At 71.1% G+C, this 16,925-nt stretch carries 18 protein-coding genes and 1 pseudogene; 4 read left to right on the top strand and 15 right to left on the bottom strand.

The genetic code is table 11. The annotated features are described in order from the left end of the window. Nucleotides 1-28: 28 nt before the first annotated feature. The 6 genes and pseudogenes from ACF1FZ_RS08285 to ACF1FZ_RS08260 all read right to left on the bottom strand — a co-directional run bounded on the left by ACF1FZ_RS08285 (nt 29) and on the right by ACF1FZ_RS08260 (nt 5,235). Nucleotides 29-1,504, bottom strand: coding sequence for a hypothetical protein (locus tag ACF1FZ_RS08285; RefSeq protein WP_391772557.1), 1,476 nt, complete (start codon nt 1,502-1,504; stop codon nt 29-31). Nucleotides 1,505-1,626: 122 nt separating this feature from the next. Next, nucleotides 1,627-2,331, bottom strand: a pseudogene (locus ACF1FZ_RS08280) (antibiotic biosynthesis monooxygenase); the annotation flags it as partial. Between the two features lie 51 nt (nt 2,332-2,382). Continuing rightward, entirely contained in the window at nt 2,383-3,057 is a 675-nt protein-coding gene (locus tag ACF1FZ_RS08275) for a DUF4232 domain-containing protein (RefSeq protein WP_391772556.1), read from the bottom strand. Between the two features lie 180 nt (nt 3,058-3,237). After that, nucleotides 3,238-4,236: a 2,3,4,5-tetrahydropyridine-2,6-dicarboxylate N-succinyltransferase gene (gene dapD, locus ACF1FZ_RS08270; RefSeq protein WP_391772555.1), complete on the bottom strand. Its 999-nt coding sequence runs from the start codon at nt 4,234-4,236 to the stop codon at nt 3,238-3,240. A gap of 112 nt (nt 4,237-4,348) precedes the next feature. Then, on the bottom strand, nt 4,349-4,915 hold the full coding sequence (locus tag ACF1FZ_RS08265) for a TetR/AcrR family transcriptional regulator (protein WP_391772554.1): 567 nt from the start codon (nt 4,913-4,915) through the stop codon (nt 4,349-4,351). Continuing rightward, complete coding sequence (locus tag ACF1FZ_RS08260) at nt 4,915-5,235, bottom strand: DMT family transporter (protein WP_391772553.1); 321 nt, start codon at nt 5,233-5,235, stop codon at nt 4,915-4,917. Before ACF1FZ_RS08260 ends, ACF1FZ_RS08265 begins: the two co-directional genes overlap by 1 nt. Before the next feature lie 159 nt (nt 5,236-5,394). Between ACF1FZ_RS08260 and ACF1FZ_RS08255 the strand changes: the two genes are divergently transcribed. After that, the gene (locus ACF1FZ_RS08255) at nt 5,395-6,540 is read left to right on the top strand and encodes a hypothetical protein (RefSeq protein WP_391772552.1); all 1,146 of its coding nucleotides are present in this window, start codon (nt 5,395-5,397) and stop codon (nt 6,538-6,540) included. Nucleotides 6,541-6,842: 302 nt separating this feature from the next. On the opposite strand, the gene ACF1FZ_RS08250 is transcribed toward ACF1FZ_RS08255, so the two are convergent. From ACF1FZ_RS08250 to ACF1FZ_RS08215, 8 genes are all read right to left on the bottom strand, one after another. Continuing rightward, on the bottom strand, nt 6,843-7,181 hold the full coding sequence (locus ACF1FZ_RS08250) for a metal-sulfur cluster assembly factor (protein ID WP_014045248.1): 339 nt from the start codon (nt 7,179-7,181) through the stop codon (nt 6,843-6,845). Then, complete coding sequence (sufU, locus tag ACF1FZ_RS08245; RefSeq protein ID WP_391772551.1) at nt 7,178-7,633, bottom strand: Fe-S cluster assembly sulfur transfer protein SufU; 456 nt, start codon at nt 7,631-7,633, stop codon at nt 7,178-7,180. The genes ACF1FZ_RS08250 and sufU overlap by 4 nt, the downstream gene beginning before the upstream one ends. An 18-nt stretch (nt 7,634-7,651) precedes the next feature. Beyond that, complete coding sequence (locus tag ACF1FZ_RS08240; protein WP_391772550.1) at nt 7,652-8,920, bottom strand: cysteine desulfurase; 1,269 nt, start codon at nt 8,918-8,920, stop codon at nt 7,652-7,654. Continuing rightward, entirely contained in the window at nt 8,917-9,681 is a 765-nt protein-coding gene (gene sufC, locus ACF1FZ_RS08235; protein ID WP_391772549.1) for a Fe-S cluster assembly ATPase SufC, read from the bottom strand. The genes ACF1FZ_RS08240 and sufC overlap by 4 nt, the downstream gene beginning before the upstream one ends. Nucleotides 9,682-9,688: 7 nt before the next feature. Beyond that, a complete protein-coding gene (locus ACF1FZ_RS08230; protein ID WP_097867842.1) occupies nt 9,689-10,006 on the bottom strand; it encodes a bifunctional 3-phenylpropionate/cinnamic acid dioxygenase ferredoxin subunit in 318 nt (105 codons plus the stop codon). Nucleotide 10,007: 1 nt separating this feature from the next. Then, on the bottom strand, nt 10,008-11,189 hold the full coding sequence (gene sufD, locus ACF1FZ_RS08225) for a Fe-S cluster assembly protein SufD (protein WP_391772548.1): 1,182 nt from the start codon (nt 11,187-11,189) through the stop codon (nt 10,008-10,010). Between the two features lie 61 nt (nt 11,190-11,250). Next, the gene (gene sufB / locus ACF1FZ_RS08220) at nt 11,251-12,672 is read right to left on the bottom strand and encodes a Fe-S cluster assembly protein SufB (protein ID WP_391772547.1); all 1,422 of its coding nucleotides are present in this window, start codon (nt 12,670-12,672) and stop codon (nt 11,251-11,253) included. Beyond that, complete coding sequence (locus tag ACF1FZ_RS08215) at nt 12,669-13,418, bottom strand: helix-turn-helix transcriptional regulator (protein ID WP_391772546.1); 750 nt, start codon at nt 13,416-13,418, stop codon at nt 12,669-12,671. Before ACF1FZ_RS08215 ends, sufB begins: the two co-directional genes overlap by 4 nt. Before the next feature lie 223 nt (nt 13,419-13,641). On the opposite strand from ACF1FZ_RS08215, the gene ACF1FZ_RS08210 reads away from it, so the two are divergent. From ACF1FZ_RS08210 to ACF1FZ_RS08200, 3 genes are all read left to right on the top strand, one after another. After that, a complete protein-coding gene (locus ACF1FZ_RS08210) occupies nt 13,642-14,568 on the top strand; it encodes an ABC transporter ATP-binding protein (RefSeq protein WP_391772545.1) in 927 nt (308 codons plus the stop codon). After that, entirely contained in the window at nt 14,565-15,332 is a 768-nt protein-coding gene (locus tag ACF1FZ_RS08205) for an ABC transporter permease (protein WP_391772544.1), read from the top strand. The genes ACF1FZ_RS08210 and ACF1FZ_RS08205 overlap by 4 nt, the downstream gene beginning before the upstream one ends. An 87-nt stretch (nt 15,333-15,419) precedes the next feature. Beyond that, nucleotides 15,420-16,403: a heme A synthase gene (locus ACF1FZ_RS08200; RefSeq protein ID WP_391772543.1), complete on the top strand. Its 984-nt coding sequence runs from the start codon at nt 15,420-15,422 to the stop codon at nt 16,401-16,403. Nucleotides 16,404-16,493: 90 nt separating this feature from the next. Here the strand turns inward: ACF1FZ_RS08200 and ACF1FZ_RS08195 are convergent, their stop codons facing one another. Beyond that, complete coding sequence (locus ACF1FZ_RS08195; protein ID WP_391772542.1) at nt 16,494-16,862, bottom strand: hypothetical protein; 369 nt, start codon at nt 16,860-16,862, stop codon at nt 16,494-16,496. Nucleotides 16,863-16,925 lie beyond the last annotated feature (63 nt).

The raw sequence follows: 16,925 nt of genomic DNA, 5'->3' as shown, positions 1-16,925 counted from the left end.
GCCCTCCGGGCGCGACCGCGCCCGCACCTCAGTCCTTCCGGCGCGACCGCGCCTTGTACGCCGCCTTGCGGGCGGCCTTGGAGATCCTCCGGTCCCGGTGCAGCCGCCCCACGGCCTCGAGCACCTCCGCCGTCGCGGGGTGCTCCACCCGCCATGCCTCGTCGAAGAAACCGCTGTGCTGCCCCGAGAGGCCCTCCACCAGCTCCTGGAGCTCGTCCAGGTCGCCGTCGGCGTCCAGCTGCGCGGCGATGGTGTCCACGGCGAGCCAGAAGATCATCGCCTCCGGAGGCGCCGGCACGTCCGCCGCGCCGCGCTCCGCGAGCCAGACCCGCGCCAGGCCGCCGAGCTCGGGATCACCGAGCACCGCGCGTACCGCGGGCTCGGCCTCCGGCCCGACCAGGGCGAGGGCCTGCTGGCAGTGGAGCCTGCGCAGCGGTGCGCGCCGGTCGGCGCCGCGTGCCGCGGCCAGGAGTTCCGCCGCGGCGGCCTCCGCGCCCTCCGCCCCTCGCCGGCCGAGCCACAGACCGACCTCGGTGCGTGCGGCCTCCTCGGGGTAGTACGCGATGCCGTCGAGGAGGGCGTCAGCCCCCTTGTCGGCGAGGTCACCGACGGCCGGCGCGTCCACGCCGGCCTCCAGCATCCGCTCCCGGACGCCGTAGAGACCGAGAGGGGTCAGCTTCACCATGCCGTAGCGGGTGACGTCCTCGTCGTCTGCGGGCCCGGTCGCCTCCTCGCCCTCCTCGGCCAGCAACGTCTCGTCCACGGGCCGGTATTCGACGATCCCGATGGGTTCGAGGACCCGGAACTGGTCGTCCAGCCGCATCATGGCCTCGGACACCTGCTCCAGGACGTCGTCGGTGGGCTCATCCATCTCCTCGGGCACCACCATGGACGCGGCGAGGACCGGCAACGGCACAGGGCCGTCGGCGGGTCCGGCTTCCGAGAGGGTGAGCAGGTAGAGGTTGCCGAGCACCCCGTCAAGGAATTCGGCCTCCTCCTCCGGGTCCCAGTCCAGGGCGTCGAAGTCGACGCTGCCGTCCTCGTTGACGAGGTCGGCGAAGTCGTCGAAGGCGGGGGCGGTGGCGTCCGCGTGCACGGCCTCCAGGCCGTCGAGCCAGATCGCGAGGACGTCCTGCGGGGAGCCGGAGGTCAGCAGGGCCAGGTTCTCGCCGACCGTGACGGTGCCCTCCGCGTCGCCGCCCTCGTCGGCGTCGTCGGTCCCCTGCGGGTCCTCGACGTCGACGAGCCCCGTGTCGACCGCGAGACGCCACGCCTCACTCGCGTACGCCACGCCGTCCTCGTCGTCGCCGAGTCCGAGGTGCTCGGCGGCCTCGGGCAGCTGTGCGTCGACGAGTTCGCCGCCGGCGCCGACCCGGGTCCCGGGTCCCGCCCAGCGGGCCAGCCGGGCGGCGCGGGCGAGCAGCGGAGCGGCCAGCGCATCCCGTGCCAGCTCGGCCTCGGTGTGCAGCCGCACCGGCGGCAGGGAGGGGCGCTCTGCGGACATCAGGGGGTTCTCCTCGGGGCGTGCGCGGGTGGTGTGCGACGGTCCGGCCCGGTGTGTACGGGTCCTGGCCGCGGCCCCAGCGTAAACGTATTTCGTCCCGTGCCGCCCGGGTTCTCCCACAGGCCCGCTGCGAGGCCGAGCGCCGGGGTGCGGCGGTGCGCGCCGCTGCCGGTCACGCCCGGGAAGCGCTGGATCCGCTCCCACCGCGTCGTCACCGTTCCGACGCCCTCACCCGTCCCCTGCGAGCGCGTCGATGTGTGCCTGCGCGCTCTCCCACCCGGCGTAGTTGAGCACACGGTTCCCCGCCGTACCGACGTGGAAGTGTGCGGGGACACCGCCGGGCGCCGGTTCCGGTTCGGGCTCCAGCCTCTCGAACACGTCGTCCACCCGGTCCCGTTGCCGGGCGGGGTCCGGCCCGGCGCACCCGACGCCGACGATCACGACGCAGCCCGGCCCGCTGGTGCCGCTCCCCATGGATCTGGAGCGGTACGGCTCGAAGGCGTGCAGCCCGGCCCGCTCGACACCGGGAACGGCCGCGTCGATCCCCGCGTCGCGCGTGTCACGGCCGCTCCGCTCGAACTCCTGGTACGCCTCCTCGCCGGACCACTGCGAGTGGTGGAGCGGTGCCTTCCCGTCCTTCCCCCCTTGTGCACGGTGTACGAGAGGAGCCCGGGAATCGGCCTGTCACGGCTGCCCCAGGCCTCGCGGACGGCCTCGACCGTCAGCCGCCGCCTCTCCGGGGTGCCGACGTCCCGGGTGCTGACCTTGACGGCACCCGCATCGGGACGGGCCAGGCCGGGGCGGGAGTCGAACCGCACGGACGGCATGGGTGATCCTCTCCGGGCGCTCCCCCGCGGTGTGCCTCCGATGACCCGCCCTCATATGTCAAGTGCACTCGAGGTCAAGGGCGGTCGGCCGGTCGTCCCCGCCCGCCAGGCCGTGGTGTCGAACTCGTCCCTCAGGCGCATGTCGTGGCCCTCCAGCGGGAGGACACGCGCCCCCGCGTCCGGGGCGGCGGCGATCTCCAGGGTGTCGCCCTCGATGAGGTCCCCGCCCTCCTCGGTGGAGACCCAGGCCAGTGTCGACCTGACGCTCGCGCCGGGTTCCAGCATGATCTCCTCCGGCCCCTCGTCGTTGCCGAACATCGATCCGCCCGCGTTCACCGGGACGGGGATGCGCTCGCCGTCGTCGCCCAGCGCGCGGACGGACGGGCAGCCGTGGACGCGGCAGGGCGGCTTCCCGCAGTTGGTGAGTGTGAGCGTGACGGCACGGTGGAACACCGCCGTCCCGACGGGTCCCGTCTCCACGGCCGCGCCGGAGGCGGGGCAGCCCTCGCCCGACGCCGCGGGGCCGGGCGTGCCCTGGGCGGGCGCGCCTGTCGTGGCCCCGGCCTCCGGGGCGGTCACGGGCGGGGACGGCCGTGCCGCGCCTGCGGGGCCGGTGTCCGGGCCCGGCTCCCCCTCGCCCGCGGGGACGAGGAAGCCGGCGCAGCCGGACAGTGCCGGTACGGCCGCCGTGAGCACGGACACCGGGATCGTCCTGCGTACGCGCATGCCGCGTGCTCCACCCCTGGGACGGTTCGCCGCCGGTTCGTTCGGTCATGCCGGACCGTCAGATCCTTCAGCCGCACCACCCGCCGCCCTTCCGGGCGTCCGTGAACCGCTGCGGCCCGCCGGACGCGAGGCGGCCGGCGGGCCGCGGGACGTGCACGAGGAGTTCCTCGCCGCTACCGACTAGTCGTTGCTGTGCAGTACGTCGTTGAGCCCGTCCCACACCGCGTTGTTCGGGCGGGCCTCGACGGCGCCGGTGACCGAGTTGCGGCGGAAGAGGATGTTCGACGCGCCGGACAGCTCCCGGGCCTTGACGACCTGGCCGTCCGGCATCGTGACCCGGGTGCCGGCCGTGACGTACAGCCCGGCCTCGACGACGCACTCGTCGCCGAGCGCGATGCCGATGCCCGCTTCGGCGCCGATCAGGCAGCGCTGCCCGATGGCGATGCGCTCCTTGCCGCCGCCGGACAGCGTGCCCATGGTGGACGCGCCGCCGCCGATGTCGGAGCCGTCGCCGATGACGACGCCCGCGGAGATGCGGCCCTCCACCATGGAGGTGCCGAGGGTGCCCGCGTTGAAGTTGACGAAGCCCTCGTGCATCACGGTCGTGCCCGAGGCCAGGTGGGCCCCGAGCCTGACCCGGTCGGCGTCGGCGATGCGGACGCCCTTGGGCGCGACGTAGTCCGTCATCCGGGGGAACTTGTCCACCGAAGTGACCTGGAGGTGCAGGCCCTCGGCGCGGGCGTTGAGCCGGACCTTCTCCAGATCGTCGACGGCGACCGGGCCCAGCGAGGTCCAGGCGACGTTGGCGAGGAAGCCGAAGATGCCGTCGAGGTTCTGCCCGTGGGGCTGGACGAGACGGTGGGAGAGCAGGTGCAGCCGCAGGTAGGTGTCGTGCGCGTCGAGCGGCTTGTCGTCGAGCGAGGAGATGACCGTGGACACGGCGACGACCTCCACCCCTCGGCGCGCGTCCACGCCGAGGGCTTTCGCCGCGCCCTCGCCGAGCCGGTTCACCGCCTCGTCGGCGGACAGGCGCTGCGTCCCGGCCGGGCCGGGGCCGGCGACGAGCTCGGGGGCGGGGAACCAGGTGTCGAGGACGGTGCCGTCACCGGCGATGGTGGCGAGGCCGGCGGCGACGGCGCCGGTGGTGCGGGCGGAGCCCTGGGAAGTCGTGTCGGTCATGAACAGAAACCTAACCGTCCGGGCCCCGCGCGGGCGAACCGGTCTCAGCTGCCGGAGGCCGGTCCTCTCCGGCCGCCTCGGAGAACGGTGGCGCCGGCGGCCCCTCGGCGGGTCACCCACCCGCCCGGCCCCGGCGGTCCGCCCCGTCCGCGACCCGGGCGAGCATCTCCCTTGTGTACTCCGGGTCGAAGTCGCCCCCGGTGAGCAGCGCCTGGAGGCTGATCCCGTCCAGCAGGGCCGCGAGTGCCCGCGCCGTGGCCCGGTCGGTGCGGTCGGCGATCAGGTCGGCGAGCGCGTCGGCCCACTCGGATGCGACCGGCCGCAGGGCAGGCCGGCGCAGGGCCGCGAGGTACAGCTCGTACTCCAGCGCCAGCGGCCCGCGCCCTGCCGCGAACCACTCCCCCATCAGCCGGGTCAGCTCATCGGCGAGCGGGACCGTGGGATCGGAGAAGTACGGGCTCTCCCGCACCGTCCGCGAGAAGCTCTCGTTGCACCGGCGCAGGGCCGCCACCAGCAGTTCGTCGAGCGAGGCGAAGTGATACGTCGTCGAGCCGAGCGGCACGTCGGCCTCGGCGGCCACGGTGCGGTGGCTGAGCCCTGCGATGCCCCGGTCCGCGACGACGCGGATGGCCGCGTCGATGATGCGCTCGCGGCGCTCGGGGTCGTGCCGCCGGACCATCAGTGGGCTCCTCCGAGATTGAGGACCACGACCCCCGCGACGACCAGCGCGATGCCGGCCAGCTTGGCGAGGCCCGCGGACTCGCCCATCCAGAGGATGCCGATCGCGGCGACGGCCGCGGTGCCCGCCCCCGCCCAGATGGCATAGGCGGTGCCGATCGACAGCGTCTTCAGGGTCTGGGCCAGCAGCGCGAAGGCCAGTACATAGCCCGCGACCGTGATGAGCGAGGGCCACAGCCGGGTGAATCCCTCGCTGTACTTCATGGCCGTCGTCCCGGCCACCTCCGCCGCGATGGCCGCGGCCAGCATTCCGTATCCCATGCGTACAAGCGTACACAACGTTGCGTACGGTCGTACACAACGCGCGCGTGGCCCGGCGGTGGCCGGTAAGGGCGGGATTCAGCCCCGCTCCGGGACGCTACGGTGTCCGCACCGGTAGGACCGGATGACAACCGGACGATACGAGCAAACGGAGCAGTGGTGGCGCAGGACGCAGGGTGGGGCGGGGGCGCCTACGGGGGCGCGTACGGCGGAAGCCCGTACGGGGGGCCGCCGGGGTGGGGCGGCTGGGTGCCGCCGCCGAAGCCGGGGGTGATACCGCTCGCCCCGCTGAGGCTGGGGGACGTACTGGGCGGGGCGTTCTCGACGATGGGCAGGTACGGGAAGCAGCTGTTCGGCCTGGCCGCCGCCCTCTACGGCGGCGCCGCGCTCCTCATGGCGGCGGCGGTGGCCGCCGCCTACTCCGCGGTCTCCGGCCACCTGGAACGGGTGGTCTCCCTCGACTACGGCGAGGGGGCCTCGTCCTCGGACGTCGTCCCGCTCGTGCTCGCGGGCTGTCTCCTCGCCTTGCTGGGCATCGCCGCCATGGCGATCGTCTCCGGCCTGATGTACGCGGCGGTCCCGACCGTGCTGCAGGAGGCGGTCCTGGGCAGGCCCATCACCCTGGCGACGGTCTGGCGCAGGGCCTGGACCCGGGTCGTTCCGGTGATCGGCACCCTGATCCTCACCGCCCTGTTCGCCCTCGTGCCCGTAGTGCTCCTCATGGCGGCCTTCGTCGCGGTGATCATCAGCCTCGTCACCATGGACAGTGACGGCGGCGCCGGCGTCGCCATCACGCTGGGTGTCCTCGGCGCGCTGCTCACCGGGCCACTGGCGGTCTGGCTCTGGATAAAGGTCTGCCTGGCACCGGCGGCCGTGGTCTTCGAGGGCCAGCGGCCCGTCGCCGCCCTGCGCCGCTCGTCCCAGCTGGTGCGCGGCGACTGGTGGCGGATCTTCGGCATCATGCTGCTGGCCGGTCTGATGGCGGGTGTGGCGGGCTACGTCATCCAGATGCCGTTCTCGATCCTCGGCCTGTTCCCCGGCATGATCGGGACAGCGTCGCTGGACGAGGACCCGAGCCCCGCGGCGGTGATGGTCGCGATGAGCGGCTACCTGATCGCGACCCTGCTGGGGCAGCTGATCAGCCAGATCATCTCGACGACGTTCCCGCAACTGGTGACCGGCCTGCTCTACGTCGACCGGCGGATACGGACGGAGAACCTGGGCCCGGTACTGGCCGAGGCGGCGGGCGTACCGCAGCAGGACCCGACGGCACCGCCGTACGGGAGCGCCGCCCCACGGTGGTGACCGCCGGGTGACCGCCGGGTGATCCCGCGCACGGCCGCCGTCGTGCCCCCGGCCGGGTCCTTATGCCGGCAGCCCTGTGAGCCCTGTGCCGGGTCTCGCCATGGGCTCCGTCCGGGAACGGCGTCCCCTGTGGTGGCCCGTCCGGCCCAAAACCGGCACCGGGCGTGGCCGGTGTCCCCGCGGCCTGCCGGCCGCGGGGACACCGGCTGGCAAAAGCCGCAGGCCGTGGCGTCCGCCGCGCACCTCGACCACGCGAGAACGGCCCCCGGCGAGTGCCGGGGGCCGTTCTCGACGCGGACGGATCAGACGTTGAAGCCGAGCGCGCGAAGCTGCTCGCGGCCGTCATCGGTGATCTTGTCCGGACCCCACGGCGGCATCCAGACCCAGTTGATCCGCAGTTCGCTGACGATGCCGTCGGTGGCGGACTTCGCCTGGTCCTCGATGACGTCGGTCAGCGGACAGGCCGCGGACGTCAGCGTCATGTCGAGCGTCGCGATGTTCGCGTCGTCGACGTGGATACCGTAGATCAGGCCCAGATTGACCACGTCGATCCCCAGCTCGGGGTCGACCACGTCGTACAGCGCCTCGCGCACCTCCTCCTCGGAGGCCGGCTTGGTGGTGAGGGTCTCGTTCTCGCTCATGCCGTCTTCCCTTCGGACAGCGCCTGCGCCGTCGCGTCTTTCCACGCCATCCAGCTCAGCAGCGCGCACTTGACCCGGGCCGGGTACTTGGAGACACCGGCGAACGCCACCGCGTCCTCCAGCACCTCCTCCATCTCGTCGTCCGGCTCCAGCTGCCCCTTGGACTGCATCAGTTCCAGGAAGGTCTCCTGGATCTTCTGCGCCTGACCGAGCTCCTTGCCGACCAGCAGCTCGTTGAGCACGGAGGCGCTGGCCTGGCTGATGGAGCAGCCCTGGCCCTCGTAACTGACGTCGGCGATGGTCTCGCCGTCGTACTTCACGCGGAGCGTGATCTCGTCGCCGCACGTCGGGTTGACGTGGTGCACCTCGGCGTCGCCGTCCCGCAGGCCACGCCCGTGGGGGTGCTTGTAGTGGTCCAGGATCACTTCCTGGTACATGGAATCAAGCTTCACCAGTCAACCCTCTGCCGTCTAACCGAAAAAGTTCCGCACGTGCTCCAGCCCGTCCACCAGGGCGTCGACCTCGGCGGGCGTGGAGTACAGGTAGAACGACGCTCGCGTCGTCGCAGGAATTCCGTACCGCAGGCAGACCGGCCGCGCGCAGTGGTGTCCGACCCGGACGGCGATGCCCAGCTCGTCGAGCACCTGGCCCACGTCGTGGGGGTGGATGTCGCCGAGCGTGAAGGAGATCGTCGCCCCGCGGTCCTCGGCCGTCGCCGGACCGATGATCCTCAGGTCGGGGACCTCCAGGAGCCGGCGCACCGCGTACTCGGTGATGGCCTGCTCATGGCGGTGGATGTTCTCCATGCCGATCGAGGAGAGGTAGTCCACGGCCGCGCCGAGGCCGACGGCCTGCGCGATCGGGGGCGTACCCGCCTCGAACTTGTGCGGCGCGGGGGCGTACGTCGAGGAGTGCATCGACACGGTCTCGATCATCTCGCCACCGCCGAGGAACGGCGGCAGGTCCTCGAGGAGCTCCTGCCGTCCCCAGAGCACACCGATGCCCGTCGGGCCGACCATCTTGTGACCGGTGAAGGCCACGAAGTCGGCCTGCAGCGCCTGCACGTCGAGCACCATGTGCGGGGCGGCCTGCGAGGCGTCGATGCAGACCAGCGCGCCGACCTGCTGGGCACGGCGGATGATCTTCTCGACCGGGTTGACCGTGCCCATGATGTTGGAGACCAGGGTGAAGGAGACGATCTTCGTCTTCTCCGTGATGATCTCGTCGATGTTCGACAGGTCGAGCCGGCCGTCGTCCGTGATGCCGAACCACTTCAGCTTCGCGCCGGTGCGCTGCGAGAGCAGCTGCCACGGCACGATGTTGGAGTGGTGCTCCATCTCCGTGGTGACGATCTCGGTGTCGCTGTCCACCCGGTAGGGCTCGTCCGCCCAGCCGAGCATGTTGGCGACGAGGTTGAGCGACTCCGAGGCGTTCTTGGTGAAGATCACCTCGTTGCGGCTGGGTGCGTTGATGAAGGCGGCGACCTTGTCGCGGGCGCCTTCGTACAGCGCGGTGGCCTCCTCGGCGATCGTGTACACACCGCGGTGGACGTTGGCGTTGTGCCGCTCGTAGTACTCGTTGAGAGCATCGAGCACCTGGCGCGGCTTCTGCGAGGTCGCCGCGCTGTCCAGGTAAACGATCTTCTTGCCGTCGTGGACCGTGCGGTCCAGGATCGGGAAGTCCTTGCGGATCGCCTCGGTGTCGAGGAGGCCGGAGAGCCCCTGTCGGGCGTCAGTCACGCGGAAGCGCCCCCTTTCGTGTAGGCCTCGTAGCCCTCGTTCTCCAGCGTGTCGGCGAGCTCGGCGCCGCCGGAAGCGGCGATACGGCCGTTGGCGAAGACATGCACGTAGTCGGGCTTGATGTACTTGAGGATGCGTGTGTAGTGCGTGATCAGCAGGGTGCCGACCTCGCCGGTCTCGCGCACCCGGTTGACGCCTTCGGAGACGGTCTTGAGCGCGTCGACGTCGAGGCCGGAGTCGGTCTCGTCGAGGACCGCGATCTTCGGCTTGAGGAGCTCCAGCTGGAGGATCTCGTGGCGCTTCTTCTCACCGCCGGAGAAGCCCTCGTTGACGTTGCGCTCGGCGAACGAGGGGTCCATCTGGAGCTGGGCCATCGTCTCCTTGACCTCCTTCACCCACGTCCGCAGCTTGGGGGCCTCACCGCGGACGGCGGTGGCGGAGGTGCGCAGGAAGTTGGAGACCGAGACACCGGGGATCTCGACCGGGTACTGCATGGCGAGGAACAGACCGGCGCGGGCCCGCTCGTCGACGGACATCTCCAGGACGTCCTCGCCGTCCAGGGTCACCGTGCCACTCGTGATCGTGTACTTGGGGTGACCCGCGAGCGAGTAGGCGAGGGTGGACTTGCCGGACCCGTTCGGGCCCATGATGGCGTGGGTCTCGCCCTGCTTCACGGTCAGGTCGACGCCCTTGAGGATCTCCTTCGTGGCGTTGTCGGCCTCGACGGAGACGTGCAGGTCGCGGATTTCAAGCGTTGCCATGGGTGACTCAGGACTCCTGGGTGACGGAGACGAGCACATCGTCCCCTTCGATCTTTACGGGGTATACGGGGACGGGGCGCGTCGCGGGAAGACCGGACGGCTTGCCGGTGCGGAGGTCGAAGCTCGATCCGTGCAGCCAGCACTCGATCGCGCAGTCCTCCACCTCGCCCTCCGAGAGCGAGACGTTCGCGTGCGAGCAGATGTCGTTGATCGCGAACACCTCGCCCTCGGTGCGGACGACGGACACCGGTGTGCCGTCGAGCTCCACCCTCTTGGGGGTGTCGTCCTCCAGCTCGCTCAGCGCACAGACTTTGACGAAGGCCATCTCAGACCGATGCCTTCAGCTCGGCCTCGATCTTGTCGAGGAGCCGGTCCTCGACGTCCGGCAGGCCGATCTGCTGGACCAGCTCGGCGAAGAAGCCGCGCACGACGAGCCTGCGGGCCTCCTCGGCCGGGATACCGCGGGACTGCAGGTAGAACAACTGCTCGTCGTCGAACCGCCCGGTCGCCGAGGCGTGGCCGGCGCCGACGATCTCACCGGTCTCGATCTCCAGGTTCGGGACGGAGTCGACACGGGCACCGTCGGTGAGAACCAGGTTGCGGTTCATCTCGTAGGTGTCGGTGCCCTCAGCCGCGGCCTGGATGAGGACGTCACCGATCCACACGGCGTGGGCGTCGTCGCCCTGGAGCGCACCCTTGTACACCGCGTTGGACTTGCAGTGCGGGGTGTTGTGGTCGACCAGGAGGCGGTGCTCCTGGTGCTGGCCCTTGTCGGTGAAGTACAGACCGAAGAGCTCGGCCTCACCGCCCGGGGCGGCGTAGGCGACCCGCGGGTGGAGCCGGACGAGGTCACCGCCGAACGTCACGATGATCGACTTGAAGGAGGCGTCGCGGCCGACCAGCGCGTTGTGCTGACCGACGTGGACGGCGGTGTCGTCCCAGTCCTGGACGGACACGACGGTCAGCTTCGCCCCGTCGCCCAGGACGTAGTCGACGTTGGCCGCGAGCACGGCGTCACCGGTGTGGTCGATGACGACGACGGCCTCGGCGAAGGCGCCCAGCTCGATGACCTGGTGGCCGTAGGCCACGCCGCCCTCACCGTGCACGGTGATCCGGACCGGCTCGCTGAGCACGGCCTCCTTGGCGACCGTGACCACCGAGGCCTGCTGGAAGGACGAGTACGCCTGGGCGGCGACCCGGTCCACCGGGGTGCCCGCCTTGCCCAGCCGGGCGTCGTCACGGCCGACGGTCTCGACCGTGACGCCCGAGGGCGCCTCGACGACGACCTTGACCCCGTCACCGGTGGCGACCGCGGTGCCGTCGTGCAGGCCGCGCAGCCGCTCCAGCGGCGTGAAGCGCCACTCCTCCTCACGACCGTGCGGGACCGGGAAGTCCGCGACGTCGAAGGAGGGGGGCGCGCTCATGCGCGTGGCGACGGTGGACTCCGCGGCCACCGCGATGGACCCGGCGGTGGTGGAGCCCGCGGGGATGTTCTGAGCCTCAGCCATGGCTGTCGTAGTGCTCGCTTTCTCAGTCAAGGACTCTGGGGGAAGGCGGTCGGCGGGCGTACTAGCCGACCGAGCCCTCCATCTGCAGCTCGATCAGCCGGTTGAGCTCCAGGGCGTACTCCATGGGCAGCTCCTTCGCGATCGGCTCGACGAAGCCGCGCACGATCATCGCCATGGCCTCGAACTCCGTCATGCCGCGGCTCATGAGGTAGAAGAGCTGGTCCTCGGAGACCTTGGAGACGGTCGCCTCGTGACCCATCGACACGTCGTCCTCGCGGACGTCGACGTACGGGTAGGTGTCGGAGCGGGAGATGGTGTCCACCAGCAGCGCGTCGCACAGCACGTTGGACTTGGCGCCCGGCGCGCCCTCGCCGATCTCGATGAGACCGCGGTAGGAGGTGCGGCCACCGCCTCGCGCCACCGACTTGGAGACGATGTTGGAAGAGGTGTTGGGCGCCATGTGGACCATCTTGGCGCCGGCGTCCTGGTGCTGGCCCTCGCCCGCGAAGGCGATGGACAGGGTCTCGCCCTTGGCGTGCTCGCCCATCAGGTAGACGGCCGGGTACTTCATGGTGACCTTGGAGCCGATGTTGCCGTCGACCCACTCCATGGTCGCGCCCTCGTACGCCACGGCACGCTTGGTGACCAGGTTGTAGACGTTGTTCGACCAGTTCTGGATGGTCGTGTAGCGGCAGCGGCCGCCCTTCTTCACGATGATCTCGACGACCGCGGAGTGCAGCGAGTCCGAGGAGTAGATCGGCGCGGTGCAGCCCTCGACGTAGTGGACGTAGGCGTCCTCGTCGACGATGATCAGCGTCCGCTCGAACTGGCCCATGTTCTCCGTGTTGATACGGAAGTAGGCCTGGAGCGGGATCTCCACGTGCACGCCCTTCGGCACGTAGATGAAGGAACCGCCGGACCACACCGCGGAGTTCAGCGAGGCGAACTTGTTGTCACCGACGGGGATGACGGTGCCGAAGTACTCCTTGAAGAGCTCCGGGTGCTCCTTGAGCGCGGTGTCGGTGTCCATGAAGATGACACCCTGCGACTCGAGTTCCTCGTTGATCTGGTGATAGACCACCTCGGACTCGTACTGCGCGGCGACACCGGCGACCAGGCGCTGCTTCTCCGCCTCCGGGATGCCGAGCTTGTCGTACGTGTTCTTGATGTCCTCGGGCAGGTCCTCCCAGGACTCCGCCTGCTTCTCCGTGGACCGCACGAAGTACTTGATGTTGTCGAAGTCGATGCCCGACAGGTCGGAGCCCCAGTTCGGCATGGGCTTCTTGCCGAACAGCTTGAGGCCCTTGAGGCGGAGCTTCAGCATCCACTCCGGCTCGTTCTTCTTCTCCGAGATGTCGCGGACGACAGCTTCGGACAGGCCGCGCTTCGCCGCCGCGCCTGCTTCGTCGGAGTCGGCCCAGCCGAATTCGTACGTACCCAGACCCTCGAGCTCAGGGTGGGCAGTCTCCGTGGGGAGCGTCATGCGGGGTTCCTCCCGGCCGTACTTGCAGATACTGAATGGGTGGTCTGTGAAGCCTGTGGTGCCGTGGGGCTGCTGCGCGGAACGAACGTCGTGCACACTCCGTCGCCGTGGGCGAGGGTGGCGAGACGCTGCACATGGGTCCCGAGCAGGCTGGAGAAGAATTCCGTCTCCGCCTCGCACAGCTGCGGGAACTGCTCGGCCACGTGCGCGACCGGGCAGTGGTGCTGGCAGAGCTGCTCGCCCTGCTGAGGGGCCGGCGCGCTACGAGCCGTAGCAGCGTACCCGTCGGCGGACAGGGCCTTGGCCAAAGCCTCGGTGCGTGCCTCGGGGCCCGCGGCCTCGACCACGGCGCGGTACCTCTCGGACTGGGCCGCCATCCTGGCGCGGGCGAAGGCGACGAGCGCCTCGCCCCCCGCCGTGTCGGCGATCCAGCGCAGCGCGTCGGCGGCGAGCTTGTCGTAGGACTGGTCGAACGCGTCCCGGCCGCAGTCGGTGAGGGCGAAGACCTTGGCCGGGCGGCCACGGGTCCGCGCCCCGTACACCCGCTGTTCGCGGGCCTCGACCACGTCGTCGGAGACGAGGGCGTCCAAGTGGCGGCGAACCGCGGCCTGGGTCAGGCCGACGCGTTTCGCCAGGTCGGCGGCGGTGGACGGGCCGTGGTCCAGGATGGAGCGCGCGACCCGGTTGCGCGTCGAGCGCTCACCGGTCGCGAGTTCCTCCTGAGGAGCCTCGCCAACGTATTTCACAACGCCATTGTTGCGTAATTCCTCCGGGCGTGACAACCCGCCCCGGAGGCGGGCACGGTGCCCTTCATCACTTAGGCAGACCTAAGTTGACCTGCGGAAACAGGCGATCACAGCAGGTCTCCGCGCTCCGGACCGGCCGGTCACCGGGCCGGACCGGCGCTTCGGGGAGCAGCGGGAACCCGGCGCGCCGGGCCGCCGGGCGGCCAGCCTAGACTTGCCCGCCATGAGCAGCGAGCCCGTCGTGCAGGCCAGGGGCCTTGTCAAGCGGTACGGCAACAAGACGGCGGTCGACGGCCTCGATCTGGCGGTCGCGGCAGGCGCCGTGACCGCGGTCCTCGGCCCCAACGGCGCCGGCAAGACCACCACGATCGAAACCTGCGAGGGCTACCGCCGGCCGGACGAGGGGACCGTACGGGTCCTCGGCCTCGACCCGGTCGCGGACGCCGCCGCGCTCCGCCCCCGCATCGGCGTGATGCTGCAGTCCGGCGGTGTCTACTCCGGCGCACGCGCCGAGGAGATGCTGCGCCACATGGCGAAGCTCCACGCCCATCCGCTGGACGTCGACGCCCTCGTCGAACGCCTCGGACTCGGCAGCTGCGGCCGGACCGCCTACCGCCGGCTCTCCGGCGGCCAGCAGCAGCGCCTCGCACTGGCCATGGCCGTCGTCGGCCGTCCCGAGCTGGTCTTCCTGGACGAGCCGACCGCGGGACTCGACCCGCAGGCCCGCCGCTCGACGTGGGACCTGATCCGGGAGCTGCGCACCGACGGGGTGTCCGTCGTCCTCACCACGCACTTCATGGACGAGGCGGAGGAGCTGGCCGACGACGTCGCCGTCATCGACGCGGGGCGGGTCATCGCGCAGGGCAGTCCGGAGCGGCTGTGCCGGGGCGGTGCCGAGAACACCCTGCGCTTCACCGGTCGCCCCGGTCTGGACCTCGGCTCGCTGCTGAAGGCACTGCCCGACGGCAGCGAGGCGGCCGAGCTGACCACCGGCGCGTACCGCATCACCGGGCGGATCGACCCGGAACTGCTGGCGACCGTCACCTCCTGGTGCGCCCAGCACGGCGTGATGCCGGACGGCATCGCGGTGGAACGGCACACCCTCGAGGACGTCTTCCTGGAACTGACCGGCAAGGAGCTGCGCGCATGAGCGCCGGTACGTACACCCCGCGCCCCGGCGCGGCACCACTCCCCCGCATGATCGCCGCGCAGGCCGCGCTGGAGACGCGGATGCTCCTGCGCAACGGCGAGCAGCTGCTGCTGACGGTGGTCATCCCGACGCTGCTGCTCGTCCTGTTCAGCGCGGTCGACATCGTCGACACGGGTGCGGGCGAACCGGTCGGCTTCCTGGCGCCCGGTGTCCTCGCGCTCGCGGTGATGTCCACGGCCTTCACGGGCCAGGCCATCGCGACCGGTTTCGAACGGCGCTACGGAGTGCTCAAGCGGCTGGGCGCCTCTCCTCTGCCCCGCTGGGGCCTGATGACGGCGAAGACGCTCTCCGTACTGGTCACCGAGGTGCTGCAGATCGTCCTGCTGACGGTGATCGCCTTCGCCCTGGGCTGGTCGCCCGAGGGGAACCCGCTCGCCGTGCTGCTGCTCCTGGTGCTGGGCACCGTGGCCTTCTCGGGGCTCGGGCTGCTGATGGCCGGGACGCTGAAGGCCGAGGCCACCCTGGCGGCGGCCAACCTGGTCTTCCTGCTGCTGCTGGTCGGCGGCGGGGTCATCGTGCCGCTGGACACGTTCCCGGACGCGGCGCAGTCGGTCCTGGGGCTGCTGCCGATCTCGGCGCTGTCCGGCGGACTCAGGGACGTCCTCCAGCACGGCGCGGCGATGCCCTGGGGCGACGCCGCGGTCCTGGCGGCCTGGGCGGTGCTGGGGCTGGGCGCGGCGGCGCGGTTCTTCCGCTGGGAGTGACCGGGGGCCGGCGGCCCACCGCTGTCGCCCCAGGTCATCCGGTAACGGGTCACCCCTCGTGAAAACATGCACAAGCCGTTGCCTACGATGGTCCGCGTGGAAACCCCCATCTCCTACATCGCCAAGCGCTGGACCCCGTCGGTGAAGACGGCCAGGCGTGCCGCGCTCACCGCGGTCGCGATGACCGTGTTCATCATCGTCACCGGCGGCGCGGTCAGGCTGACCGGTTCCGGTCTCGGCTGCGACACCTGGCCCAAGTGCACCGACGACAGCCTCTTCGCCACCCCGGAGCAGGGCCTGCACGGCGCCATCGAATTCGGCAACCGGATGCTCACCTACGTCCTGTCGGCCGCGGTCGGCTGGGCGATCATCGCGGCCCGCTCCCTGAAGCCCCGCCGGCGCGGTCTCACCCGCCTGGCGTGGTCGCAGTTCTGGCTGGTGATGGGGAACGCCGTGATCGGCGGGATCACGGTCTGGGCCGGCCTCAACCCGTGGTCGGTGGCCGGCCACTTCCTGCTCGCCAACTGTCTGCTCACGGTGGCCGTGATCACCTGGGTGCGGATCGGCGAGGGCGACGGCGTGCGCCGCCCGCGCGCCCCGCGCCCGGTGCGACAGCTGGCCTGGGCCGTCGTCGCCGCCACGGCCGTCCTGATCGTGCTCGGCACCACCGTGACCGGGTCCGGCAAGCACGCCGGGGACAGCAGCGACGTGCCGCGCATGCCCTGGGACTGGAGCGCCGCCGCACACATCCACGCCATCGCCGCCTGGGTCGTCTGCGCTCTGGCCGTCGCGGTGTGGTTCGCCCTGCGCGTCGTCGACGCCCCCGACGACACCCGGGCCCGCGCCCGTGACCTGCTGGTCGTGCTGGCGGCGCAGGGCGCCATCGGGTACGTGCAGTACTTCAGCGACGTACCGGAGGTCCTGGTCGGCCTCCACATGTTCGGCTCGGCCCTGCTGTGGATCGCGGTGCTGCGCCTGCTGCTGTCGCTGCGCGAGCGCCCGGCGGCGGCCGTCGCGGGCGTTACCGTGCCGGCGGCGGGCGACCTGCCGGAGCCCGCCGCCGCGCGCTGAACACAAGCGGCTCCCGCAGCACGGCCGTGCCCCCGTCCGGAAGACCGGACGGGGGCACGGCCGTGCTCGCAGGCGCTCGTCCTGAGCGCCTCAGGTGGTGTCGTTGGACGGGCCGCCGACCTGGATGCCCGCCATGCGGGACCACTCGTAGGGACCGGTGCGGACCTTGGCCGCGAGTTCGCCGTCGAAGTCCTCGTGAACCGTGAGGCCCGCCTTCTGTGCGGCGCTCTCGGCGACGGCGTAGGAGGGTGCGACCAGGTCACCCCAGCCGCCGTCCTCGCCGACCAGCACGATGCGGGTGCCCATCTGGCCGAGGTGGGCGAGCTGCCCCTCGGCGCCGCCGTGCGCCTTGGCGAAGGCGCCGATCTGCTTGGCGAGCTTCGTGGCCCTGCGCTCCGCGCGGGCCGCGTGCTTGCTGTCGTCCGTCTGCCGGTTCTGAGGCTCTGCCGTCTCTGCCATGAACAGGATGCTACCGACGCGTAGATCGACTGGCGACGGGCGGGGGGCGTGGCATCGGCCACG

Source organism: Streptomyces sp. NPDC014623, assembly GCF_043088245.1.
Lineage (GTDB): Bacteria > Actinomycetota > Actinomycetes > Streptomycetales > Streptomycetaceae > Streptomyces.
Note: the sequence above shows the minus strand (reverse complement) of the source record. Positions and strands in the feature narration are given on the sequence as shown.